The organism is Microbispora corallina, assembly GCF_016863035.1.
GTDB classification, from domain to species: domain Bacteria; phylum Actinomycetota; class Actinomycetes; order Streptosporangiales; family Streptosporangiaceae; genus Microbispora; species Microbispora corallina.
In genome coordinates this window covers 86,951-97,758 of record NZ_BOOC01000017.1, presented here as the reverse complement: position 1 = coordinate 97,758, position 10,808 = coordinate 86,951, and the positions used below count along the sequence as shown (strand labels likewise).

Genomic DNA, 10,808 nt, shown 5'->3' with positions numbered 1-10,808 from the left:
GTGGATGAACGCCTCATAACAGTTGAACAGCCCATGCCGCCCGGTCAGCAGGTATCCCTCCAGCCACCCCTGGCACTGGTGCTCGCTCAGCACCTCCATCACACGGCCGTCGGGCGCGAGGTGCTCGTCCGTGGGCAGCAGCGCCGCCTGCCACGTCTTGTCCGTGACCTCGTAGACGGCCTGGAGCCGGTTGGAGGCGGTCTCGTCCGGCCCCATCAGCCGGAAGTTTTCCGGGTTGGCGGCGATCACGTCGCGCAGGAACCCGCCGAGCACCCGGGTCGGCTCGCTCGACGCCGCCGCGGGCGCCTTCACCTCCACCGCGTAGTCGCGGAAGTCGGGCAGCACGAGCGGCCGCAGCAACTCCCCGCCGTTGGCGTGCGGGCTGGCGCTCATCCGGCGCGGGCCCTCGGGCACGGTCTCCAGCAGCGCGGCGCGGGGGCGTCCCTCCTCGTCGAACAGCTCGCCGGGCCGGTAGGAGCGCATCCACTCCTCCAGCATCTCCAGCCGGTCGGGCCGGTCGCGCACGTCGGTCAGCGGCACCTGGTGGGACCGCCAGGTGCCCTCGACCGGCAGGCCGTCGACCTCGCGGGGGCCCGTCCACCCCTTGGGAGTACGGAGGATGACCATGGGGAGTGGGCCGCCGTCGCCGATCTGGCCGAAGACCGTGTCGAGCGTGGCGGCCATGATCTCGTGGACGGCGGCGGGGTCGTCGCCCGAGACGATGTGGGGGCGGTAGCCGTACCCCTCGAAGAGCTTGACCAGCTCCTCCTCGGGGATCCGGGCCAGCACGGCCGGGTTGGCGATCTTGTAGCCGTTCAGGTGCAGGATCGGCAGGACCACGCCGTCCCCGTCCCTGTTGAGGAACTTGTTGGAGTGCCACCCGGTGGCCAGCGGGCCGGTCTCGGCCTCGCCGTCGCCGACCACGCACGCGACGACGAGCCCGGGATTGTCGAAGGCCGCGCCGTACGCGTGGGCGAGGGCGTAGCCGAGCTCACCGCCCTCGTGGATCGACCCGGGCGTCTCCGGCGCCGCGTGGCTCGGGATGCCGCCGGGGAACGAGAACTGGCGGAACAGCCTCCGCATGCCCGCGGCGTCCTGGGTGACGTGCGGATACCGCTCGGTGTAGCTGCCCTCCAGCCAGGCGTGGGCCACGGCGGCCGGGCCGCCGTGCCCGGGGCCGCAGATGTAGATCATGTCCTGGCCGCGCTCGCGGATCACCCGGTTGAGGTGCGCGAAGCAGAAGTTCAGGCCGGGAGTGGTGCCCCAGTGGCCCAGCAGGCGCGGCTTGACGTGCTCGGGCCGCAGCGGCTCGGTCAGCAGCGGGTTGTCCATCAGGTAGATCTGGCCCACGGACAGGTAGTTCGCGGCTCGCCAGTAGGCGTCGACGCGCTGGAGTTCGTCCATGCCTGTGACACTTCCCCCTCGACCGGTTTGAACCCGTCGAATGCCCGCGGTCCGGGCGCCGGGGACCGTTCCGATCGGTACGCTTACCGCATGCCGGAGACCCGTTGGCTCGACGACGAGGAGCAGCGCACCTGGCGCGCCTACCTCAAGACGAGTCACCTGCTCCAGATGGCTCTGGAGCGGCAGTTGCAGCGCGACTCCGGCATGCCCCACGCGTACTACATGATCCTGGTCGCCCTGTCGGAGTCGCCCGAGCGGACGATGACGATGACGCAGCTGGCCGCGTTCCTGCAGTACTCGGCGAGCCGCCTGTCCCACGCGATGGCGCGGCTGGAGGAGAAGGGCTGGGTGCGGCGGGCCAAGCGGCACGAGGACCGGCGCACCACGGTCGCGCAGCTCACCGACGCCGGGTTCGCCGCTCTCGTGGAGGCCGCCCCCGGTCACGTCGAGGAGGTCAGGCGGATCCTGTTCGACCCCCTCACCCCCCAGCAGACGCGCGAGTTCCACGGCCTCCTGGACAGGATCCTGGCCGGTATGGAGTCCGAGGGCCTGACCGCCGAATTCCCCGGCACGTAGGACCGTTTCGGCGCCGGCGGGTGAGGCCGGTCAGGAGCCGCCGGCCGACGGAAACCCGCGCCCGACCGCTCGGTCGAGAGCGACGCGGGCTGTCGGAGATCGGAGTGACCTCAGGCGTCCGGGTTGCGCCGCACGATCGAGGCGTTGAGGGCGGTCGCGAAGGCCGTCCACCCGGCGTACGGCAGGAGCAGCAGGCCCGCCCTCCGGTCGGCGCGGACGACCCGGCTGACGAGCAGCGCGTTCGACGCGTTGAGGGCGAGGATCTCCGCCAGCGCGAGCTTCGGGGACCGGGCGCGGAAGAACAGCGCCGACCAGGCGGCGTTGAGGAGCAGGTTCGCGCCGAGCGCGCGGGCCAGCGCGGGCCGGGAGCCCTCCCCGCCACGCGACAGCGCCCGGCCGCCGGCGTAGGCGATGGTCGCGTAGAGGGGCGTCCACACGAGGCCGAACGCGGGCGGCGGCGGCTGCCAGGAGGGCTTGCGGAGCCCGCGGTACCAGGCCGAGGTGGCGTCGACCGACAGGCTTCCTGCGACGGCCGTGGCCGTGACGGCAAGCGCCGTGCCGAGGAACGTCTTCTTCATGGGTCCGTCCTTTCGCTCTGCACGGGTGACCTTCCCGGACGGCGCGGCCCGATCGGCTTTCAAGCGGGGATGTGGTTGCGCAGGCGGAGCTCGTCCGGGTACGGCGACAGGTAGGTCTGCCCGCTGACGTGAGCGGCGCCCTCGCCCCTGGCGTGGTGGCGGATCAGCGCCACCGGCACGGTCAGCGCCACCCTCCGGGCCTCGTACGACTCGATGACCTCCACCAGGTCGGCGCGGCGGGCCCGGTCGAGATGGCGGCCGACCATGCCGAGGCAGTGATGGAGGACGTTGACATGGCGGCCCACCGTCGCCTTCGCCGCCAGGGCCGCCCGGAAGGCCGCGGCGTAGTCCCGGGCGAGGAGGTCGCGGGGACGGGCGCCGGCCGCGGCGACGATCCGGCCGATCCCCCGGTACGCCGCGGGGTCGTGGGCCAGGAGCTGCATCTTGTGCCGGCTGTGGAACTCGACCAGGTCACGGGGGCGCCACTCGCCCGACAGCAGGGCCCGCAGCCGGGCCAGGGCGAAGATCCGCTCGACGAACGCCTCGCGGAGCACGGCGTCGTGCAGCCGTCCCTCGTCCTCCACGGGCAGCAGCGGGTGGGCGTCGATCACGGCGGCCGCGAACAGGCCCCGGTTGCGGCGGCCCGTCACCGCGTCGCCGTCGTAGAGGGGGATCCCGTGGATGCCGCAGCTCGGGCTCCTCGACTTGAACAGGTAGCCGTCCACGTCGAGCCCGGCGGCCCGCTCTGCCGCCAGTGCCGTCATCGGGCCGGTGAGGTCGGCGCGGCTCCTCCTCGTCATCAGGCGGGGGCTTTCGGGCGACCCCTCCAGGCGGAGGCTCTCCCTGGGGGCGCCGAGTCCGAGCTCCATCTCGGGGCACACGGGCACCCAGTCCACGTGCCCGCCGAGGTCGCCGGACACGAACCGGTCCCGGCTGTGCCCGCCGTTGAACCGCACCGGGTCCCCCAGCAGGCAGCGGGAGACGGCGACCCTCGGCCTGACGTCGTCCATGATCAGGCGGCGGCCGGGGGCAGCAGGCGGGACAGCCGGTGCAGGCCGCGGGCCGTACGGGCCTTCACCGTGCCCAGCGGGACCCGCAGCCGGTCGGCGATCTCCCGCTGGGTCAGGTCGCCGTAGTAGGCCAGCTCGATGGCCTGGCGCTGGACGTCGGGCAGCGCGTCGAGGGCACGGCGGACCCGGTCGCGGTCGGCGAACGCGTCGCCGTCCTCGCGGCCGTCCCGCCCCGCCGGGTCGGCGACCGCCTCCAGCGGGACGGTCGTCGGCGTCCGCGCCCGCAGGTGGTCGACGGCCCGGTTGTGGGCGATGCCGAACAGCCAGGCGGACAGGCTGCGCGAGGGGTCGAACCGGTGCCGGAAGCGCCACACCTCGGTGAAGACCACCTGCAGGACGTCGTCGACGTCCTGCGTCGGAACGAGTCTTCGCAGGTAGGAGCGCAGAGCGGGGGCGTGCGCGGCGTAGCACTCCCCTATCGCGCCGGCCTCTCCGGCCGCCAGGCGCATCTCCAGGGTCTCGTTCATGAGCATCCTCTAGCCCGGGAAACTTATTCAAAACCTATTCATAGCTGGCCGCGCTCGGATGACGCAAGGCCGAAGGCCCAGAGGGGAGGTCAACAAACGGTCAAAACGGAAGGATCACCGCAGAAAGGTCATTACCGCTGTAACCGCGTCGTGAAACGTGGACACCCTGGTCGTGCCCGGCGGAAGGCCGTCCCACCAGCCGGGACCGCCGGCGACGACGCGGCAGGCCGGGCGCAGCCGCGGCAGCGCGGCCAGCGGAGCCGGGTCGCCGGTGGCCTCCATCTGGGACCACACGAAGACCACCGCGGGGCCGAGGCGCCGCATCGCGTCCCCCAGGGCGCTGTACGGCGTGCGGGCCCCGAGCACCCGCGTCTGCACGCCCAGACCGGCCAGCTCGGCCGCCAGCGCGTACGCGGGGAGACTGTGCTGCTCCTCCTCGGCACAGGCCAGCAGCACGGGCAGGGGGTGCACCGGGGGGCCGGTCCGCCGGGCGACCGCGGTGAGCGCGGCGAGCAGGCGGTCCGAGAACAGGTGCTCGATCTCGACGCCGAAGCCTGACTCGCGCTGCCGCCTGACGATCGTCGCGAACACCGGGAGCGCGAGGTTCTCCCAGGTCCAGACGACCCCCCGTGCGCGCAGGGCCGCCTCCAGGGCCCCGCCGACGGTGGGGCTGTCGAGGGCGAACGCGGCCCGGGCGAGCATGGCGGCGGAGAGGAGGCCCTGGCCGGGCACGGCCGCGTCCCGCGCCAGGGGAGGGCGGGCGGACGGCCGCGTCGGCTCGGGCGGCGCGGCCGCGGGCCGCGCCGGCTCGGGTCCCTGTGCGGCCGGACGGATCCGCAGGGCCTGGCGCGCGGCGTCGGCGGGGGGCATGCCGGCGTGGATGAGCCGGTTCATCTCCTCCAGGCGCCGCAGGTCCGTGTCGTCGTAGCGCCGGTGCCCGCCGGGGCTGCGCCTGCTGGGGCCGATGCCGTAGCGCAGGTTCCAGGTCCTCAGAGTCGGCGCGGGCACGCCGAGCCTGCGGGCCACGGCTCCGATGCCGTACCCGGTGTCCTCGTCGGAGACCGGCGCGCCGCCGGCCTCGGGCCCGCTCTCGTCCGTCACCGTCCACCGTCCGTCATGCCGACCAACGCCGTCCACGCCGTCCAGGGCGTCCGCCGCCTGCCGCCGCATGGTGCCCGCGCCCTGCCGGCGGTCGTGCCGAGCGCGTCGTACCCTACCGGCCCGCGCGGGCCGGGACCGTCCCGCCCGCGGGGTCTCCGCTCCCTCGGCTTGTTTCGGCGCGCGACCCCCGGGCGGATGCACGGCGCCCGCGCGCGACCGGTCCGGCCGCTCCGGCGGCCCGGCCGGGACTCGGGAGGCGATGCAACCGCCCGAGCGGCGAGATCCGAAAACCCTACTGATGGCACACCCGATCGCCGGAACCGAGCCGAAGGAGCTGCGCGGATGGTGACGTTGACCCGGGAGGCCGACCGGGTGCGGGAACTGGTCGACCGCCACCTGGACGAGCTCCTCGCCCGGGAGATGGGCCGCCTGGACTTTCTGGACGAGCCCGACCGGGAGACGGTGCGGAGCTTCCTCGTGGACTTCGTGACGGGCGGCGGCAAGAGGCTGCGCCCGTCGTTCGTCTACTGGGGCCACCGCGCCGCGGGCGGCTCGGAGGGCGACCTGGACGCCGTGCTGTCCGCCGGGTGCGCGGTCGAGCTGCTCCACGCGTGCGCGCTGCTCCTCGACGACGTGATGGACGAGGCCCCCACCCGGCGCGGCCGGGCTGCGGCGCATCTGCGGCTCGCCGAGCGCCATCGCGAGCTGGGCTGGTCGGGCGGCTCGCGGCGCTTCGGCGAGTCGGCCGCCACCCTGCTCGGGATGCTGGCCTTCACCTGGGCCGACGCGGCGCTGCTGGCCGGACGCCGGCGGCTCGCCGAGGCGATGGAGGTGTTCACCCAGCTGCGCGTGGAGATCATCGCCGGGCAGTACCTGGACATCGCGAGCGCCGCCCGGGGGCCGGGCGACCGGCGGCAGGCCGTGCTGATCTCGACGTACAAGTCAGGCAAGTACACGGTCGAGCGTCCCCTGCACCTCGGCCACGCCATCGCCGGCGGCGACCCCGCGCTGCGCGCCGTCCTCAGCGCGTACGCGCTGCCGGTGGGCGAGGCGTTCCAGCTCCGCGACGACGTGCTCGGCGTGTTCGGCGACCCGGCCCGCACCGGCAAGCCCGCGGGCGCGGACCTGATCCAGGGCAAGCGGACCTACCTGCTCGCCGTCGCCAGGGAGCGGTCGGGCGCGTGCGGCAGGGGCCTGCTCGACGGGGTGCGCGACGAGGCCGGCGCCGAGGCGGCCCGCGAGCTGATCGTCGCCACCGGCGCCCTGGAGGAGGTCGAGCGCAGGATCGCCGCGCTGGTGGACCGGGCGAGTGAGGCGCTGGCAGGCGCCGCGGTCCCCCCGGACGCCGAGGCCGCCCTCCTCGACCTGGCGGCGTCCGCGGCCCGGCGGAGCGCCTGATGGCCGCCCGGGCCCCCGTCGTCGTCATCGGGGCCGGGCTCGGCGGCCTGGCCGCCGCGATGCGGCTCGCCGGCGCCGGCCGCGAGGTGACGGTCGTGGAGGCGGGCGACGCCCCCGGCGGCTGCTGCGGCCGCGCCGTCCTCGGGCCGTACCGCTTCGACACCGGGCCCTCGGTGCTGACCATGCCGGGTGTGCTGGCCGAGGCGTTCGCCTCCGCCGGCGAGGACATGGAGCGCTGGCTGCCGCTGCGCCGCCTCGACCCGTTCTACCGCCTGACCTACGCCGACGGGTCGCACCTGGACGTGGTGGCGGGGGCGGACGCGATGGCCGACCGGGTGCGGGCGCTGTGCGGGCCGACGGAGGCCGAGCGGTACCGCCGGTTCCGCCGCCACCTGTCGGCGATGTTCGAGGTCGAGTGGCGCGCCTTCATCGACAGGGACATGACCCGGCTGCGCGGGCTGGTCCAGCCCCGGGCGCTGGCCGCGCTCGCGCGCATGGGCGGCTTCCGCAGCCTCGACCGGCTGGTCCGCCGCTTCCTCACCGACGACAGGCTGGTGCGGGCCCACACGTTCCAGGCCCTCTACGTGGGCCTGTCGCCCCGGCGGGCCCTCGGCGTCTACGCCGTGATCGCCCACATGGACACGGTCGGCGGCGTGTACTTCCCCCGTGAGGGCGGCATGCACGCGATCCCCCTGGCCATGGCGTCGGCCGCGGAGAAGGCCGGGGCCCGGATGCGGTACGGCGTGCGGGCCACCCGGGTCGAGGCGGACGGCTCCGGGGTGACGGGCGTCCGCCTGGACACCGGCGAACGGCTGGCCGCGAGCCACGTCGTGGTCGCCTGCGACCTCGCCAACGCCCACCGCGGCCTGCTGCCCGGGCCGGCCGGCGACTGGCGGCTGCGCAGGCCGCGCTTCTCGCCGTCCTGCCTGGTGGTCCACTTCGGCCTCGACCGGCGCCCGCCCGGCCAGGCCCATCACACCCTGCACTTCGGGAAGGAGTGGGACGCCACGTTCGCCGCCCTCGAGGCGGGCCGGCCGCAGCCCGACCCGAGCCTGCTGGTGACCTGCCCGGAGACGGACGGCGAGGCGGGGCCCGGCGGCCACGCCACGCTCAGCGTGCTGGAGCCCACCGCCAACCTGCGGGGCGGCGGCGACTGGGAGCGGCTCACCCCCCGCCTCGTGGACCGTCTGCTCGGGCGGCTCGCCGCCCTCGGGTACGGCGACCTGTCCGGCGCGCCCCGGCTCGTGTTCGACCCGCCCGCCTGGAGGCGGCGCGGCCACGCGGCGGGCACCCCGTTCGCCCTCGACCACCGGTTCACCCAGACGGCCTGGTTCCGGCCGTCAGGGACGGCCCGGCGCGTCCCCGGCCTCCACTTCGCGGGCATGTACACCGCGCCCGGGGTCGGGGTGCCGCCGGTGCTGATCAGCGGCCGGCTGGCCGCCGAGCGCATCCTGGAGAGCCGCCCATGACGTCCACGCCGTCCACCCCGCCGGCCGCGCCGGCTCCCCCGCTCGGGACGACGCTGACCGCCAGCTACGAGCGCTGCCGCCGCCTGCACGCCGCCCACGGCCGCTCCTACTACCTGGCGACCCGGCTGCTGCCCCCGTGGAAGCGGCCCCACGTCCACGCGTTGTACGGCTTCGCCCGGTACGCCGACGAGATCGTCGACTCCTTCGACATGACCGGCGACCGGGCGGTGGCCCTCGACGGGCTCATCTCCCGGCTCGTCGCCGCCCTGTCGGGCGAGGCCGTGAGCGACCCCGTCCTCCCCGCGTTCACGCACACCGTGCGGGCCTTCGACATCGCCCTCGGCGACGTGGACGCGTTCCTGGCGTCCATGCGGGCCGACCTCACCGTGAGCCGGTACGAGACCTACGACGACCTGCTGGGGTACATGGAGGGCTCGGCCGCCGTCATCGGCACGATGATGCTCCCGCTGCTGGAGCCCCTGCCGGGCGCCGCCGGCGCGGCCCGCGAGCCCGCCCGCCAGCTCGGGCTCGCCTTCCAGCTCACCAACTTCATCCGGGACGTCGTCGAGGACCTGGCCCGGGGGCGCGTCTACCTGCCGCTGTCGGACCTGGACAAGTTCGGCGTGCGGGAGGCCGACCTGGCCGCCGGGCGGGCCGGGCCCGCGGTGCGCGAGCTGGTCGCGTTCGAGATCGACCGGGCCCGGGAGCACTACCGGCTGGCGGAGCCGGGCATCGCCCTGCTCGCGCCGTCCTCGCGCCCGTGCGTCCGGGCGGCGTACGAGCTGTACGGAGGAATCCTGGACGAGGTGGAGGCCGCGGGCCACGACGTTCTCGGGGGGCGGGCGCGCGTCCCCCGGCGGCGGAAGGCGGCGATCTTCGCCCGGCACCTGCTGGCCGCGTCGGCGGCGGGCAGGGCCGAACGGCGGACGGAGGTGCCGTGATGGACCCCGAGTTCGAGCCGTACGAGCCCGAGGAGAGCGGCCGGCCGGCCGGCGGCACCGAGTCCGGCGAGGCGGACGAGGACGAGGAGACCGAGGACGCGATCGCGCAGGAGATCGGGGAGCTGATCCGGCGGGACGACCGCACGCCGCAGCCGGTCGTGCTGGACGCCATGGGCGGCGACCACGGACCGGCCGAGGTCGTGCGCGGCGCCGTGCAGGCGCACCGCGAGCACGGCGTCCAGATCGTGCTGGTCGGCCAGGCCGGCGTGGTGCGCAGGCAGCTTGCCGCGCTGGGCGCCGCCGGCGAGATCGACGTCGCCCACGCGGCGGACGTGGTCCCGATGACCGAACGCGGGGCCGGCGCGATCGCCAGGACCGGATCCAGCCTCGCCGTCGGCTTCGACCTGGTACGGCAGGGCGCGGGCGGCGCGTTCGTCTCGGCCGGCTCGACGGGCGCGGTCGCGGCGTGCGCCGTCGCCCGGCTCGGCACCGCGCCGCCGGTGCTGCGCCCGGCCCTCGCGGTCGCGCTGCCGTCGGCGACGGGCGGAGCGACGGTGCTGATCGACGCGGGCGCCACGGCCGACCCGACCGCCGAGATGATCTCCCAGTTCGCGCTGCTCGGGGCGTCGTACGCCCAGCTCGTGCTGGCGGTGCCCGACCCGTCGGTGGGGCTGCTGTCGATCGGCTCAGAGCCGGGCAAGGGCAACCGGCTGACCCGCCGGGCCGAGGAGCTGCTGCGCTGGCTGCCGTTCCGGTTCCACGGCAACGTCGAGGGCGACGACGTGCTCGCGGGGACGGTCGACGTGATCGTGACCGACGGCTTCACCGGCAACGTGGTGCTGAAGAACGTCGAGGGCACGGTCCGCGCCACGCTGCGGCTCCTCGCGGAGACGGGCGCGGCCTCCTCGGAGGCGCTGCGCGAGGTGGCCGGCCGCTACGACCCGGAGACCCACGGGGGCGCGGCCCTGCTCGGCCTCACCGGCACCGTGGTCGTCGCGCACGGCTCCTCACGCGCCCCGACGATCGCGCGGGCCTGCGTCGTGGCGCGCGACCTCGCCGAGGGGCAGGTGGTGGCGCGCGTGCGCGACCACCTCGCCGTACGGCCGGTCCCGTGACGGGCGGGCGCTCAGCGGGCGAGGGGGTCGGCGCCGTCCCAGGTCCCCTCGCTGGCGTACGGCCTGAACCGGGCGAACAGCTCCTCCGCGTACCAGTCGTGCGCGCGGACCCGGCGGATCACCTCGCGGTGGGCGGCGCCGGCGTAGGCGAAGGCGCGGACGGCCGCGGCGTCCCGCCACAGGGAGAACGTCGCCTGCCGGGCCAGCGGCCACTCCCCGACGCCCACCGAGGCCAGGCAGCCGTCCTGGTCGCGCAGCAGCCGGTCGACGCCGGGGACCGACCGGTAGAACGCGACCAGCCGGGACGGCCGGATCGAGGCCCGCGTCAGCACGGCCACCGGACCATCCGTCCCGTCCCGCCGCAGAGCGCCGGCGAAGGGGTCGGTCCCGTTCCAGCGGCCGCGGGAGGCGAGGGGCTCCAGCCGCACGTGCCACGACTCGGCGGCCTCGTCCCGCCAGCGGGCCGGGATCGGCGAGCGGTCCAGGAACCCCAGCAGGGCCGTCTCGTCCCGCCACACGGCGAGCAGCGCCCACCGGCGCAGGTCGGCCCCCAGTGTCATCGACGGCCCGCGCCCGGTGCCCAGCAGCCGCCAGAACGCGAGCCCCTCGGTGCGCCGCAGCACCGGCCGGTCGAACGCCATGTGCCGCATGGCGCCCCGGCCCGCATACCTGATGAGGTGAAACGTCAC

General features: G+C 75.2%; 11 protein-coding genes. 5 read left to right on the top strand and 6 right to left on the bottom strand.

What is annotated here, in order from left to right:
• A partial coding sequence (locus tag Mco01_RS19480; RefSeq protein ID WP_204058323.1) for a phosphoketolase family protein occupies positions 1-1,404 on the bottom strand: 1,404 nt, incomplete at its 3' end.
• Between the two features lie 90 nt (positions 1,405-1,494).
• Between Mco01_RS19480 and Mco01_RS19475 the strand changes: the two genes are divergently transcribed.
• Complete coding sequence (locus Mco01_RS19475; protein ID WP_204058322.1) at positions 1,495-1,980, top strand: MarR family winged helix-turn-helix transcriptional regulator; 486 nt, start codon at positions 1,495-1,497, stop codon at positions 1,978-1,980.
• A gap of 110 nt (positions 1,981-2,090) precedes the next feature.
• On the opposite strand, the gene Mco01_RS19470 is transcribed toward Mco01_RS19475, so the two are convergent.
• From Mco01_RS19470 to Mco01_RS19455, 4 genes are all read right to left on the bottom strand, one after another.
• Positions 2,091-2,558, bottom strand: a complete 468-nt coding sequence (locus Mco01_RS19470) for a TspO/MBR family protein (RefSeq protein ID WP_204058321.1) — start codon at positions 2,556-2,558, stop codon at positions 2,091-2,093.
• 59 nt (positions 2,559-2,617) lie between these two features.
• Positions 2,618-3,568 (bottom strand): YbgA family protein, encoded by a 951-nt coding sequence (locus Mco01_RS19465; protein ID WP_204058320.1) that lies wholly within the window; start codon positions 3,566-3,568, stop codon positions 2,618-2,620.
• Positions 3,569-3,570: 2 nt separating this feature from the next.
• Complete coding sequence (locus Mco01_RS19460) at positions 3,571-4,095, bottom strand: RNA polymerase sigma factor (protein WP_204058319.1); 525 nt, start codon at positions 4,093-4,095, stop codon at positions 3,571-3,573.
• 114 nt (positions 4,096-4,209) lie between these two features.
• Entirely contained in the window at positions 4,210-5,265 is a 1,056-nt protein-coding gene (locus tag Mco01_RS19455) for a MerR family transcriptional regulator (RefSeq protein WP_204058318.1), read from the bottom strand.
• A gap of 273 nt (positions 5,266-5,538) precedes the next feature.
• Between Mco01_RS19455 and Mco01_RS19450 the strand changes: the two genes are divergently transcribed.
• From Mco01_RS19450 to plsX, 4 genes are all read left to right on the top strand, one after another.
• The gene (locus tag Mco01_RS19450; protein WP_204058317.1) at positions 5,539-6,594 is read left to right on the top strand and encodes a polyprenyl synthetase family protein; all 1,056 of its coding nucleotides are present in this window, start codon (positions 5,539-5,541) and stop codon (positions 6,592-6,594) included.
• Entirely contained in the window at positions 6,594-8,063 is a 1,470-nt protein-coding gene (crtI, locus tag Mco01_RS19445) for a phytoene desaturase family protein (protein ID WP_204058316.1), read from the top strand. Before Mco01_RS19450 ends, crtI begins: the two co-directional genes overlap by 1 nt.
• Positions 8,060-9,004 carry a phytoene/squalene synthase family protein gene (locus Mco01_RS19440; protein ID WP_204058315.1) on the top strand — a complete coding sequence of 315 codons (945 nt, stop codon included), beginning with the start codon at positions 8,060-8,062 and terminating at the stop codon, positions 9,002-9,004. Before crtI ends, Mco01_RS19440 begins: the two co-directional genes overlap by 4 nt.
• 170 nt (positions 9,005-9,174) lie before the next feature.
• The gene (plsX, locus tag Mco01_RS19435; RefSeq protein WP_204058329.1) at positions 9,175-10,119 is read left to right on the top strand and encodes a phosphate acyltransferase PlsX; all 945 of its coding nucleotides are present in this window, start codon (positions 9,175-9,177) and stop codon (positions 10,117-10,119) included.
• An 11-nt stretch (positions 10,120-10,130) separates the two neighbouring features.
• On the opposite strand, the gene Mco01_RS19430 is transcribed toward plsX, so the two are convergent.
• Positions 10,131-10,808, bottom strand: coding sequence for a spheroidene monooxygenase (locus Mco01_RS19430; protein WP_239103742.1), 678 nt, complete (start codon positions 10,806-10,808; stop codon positions 10,131-10,133).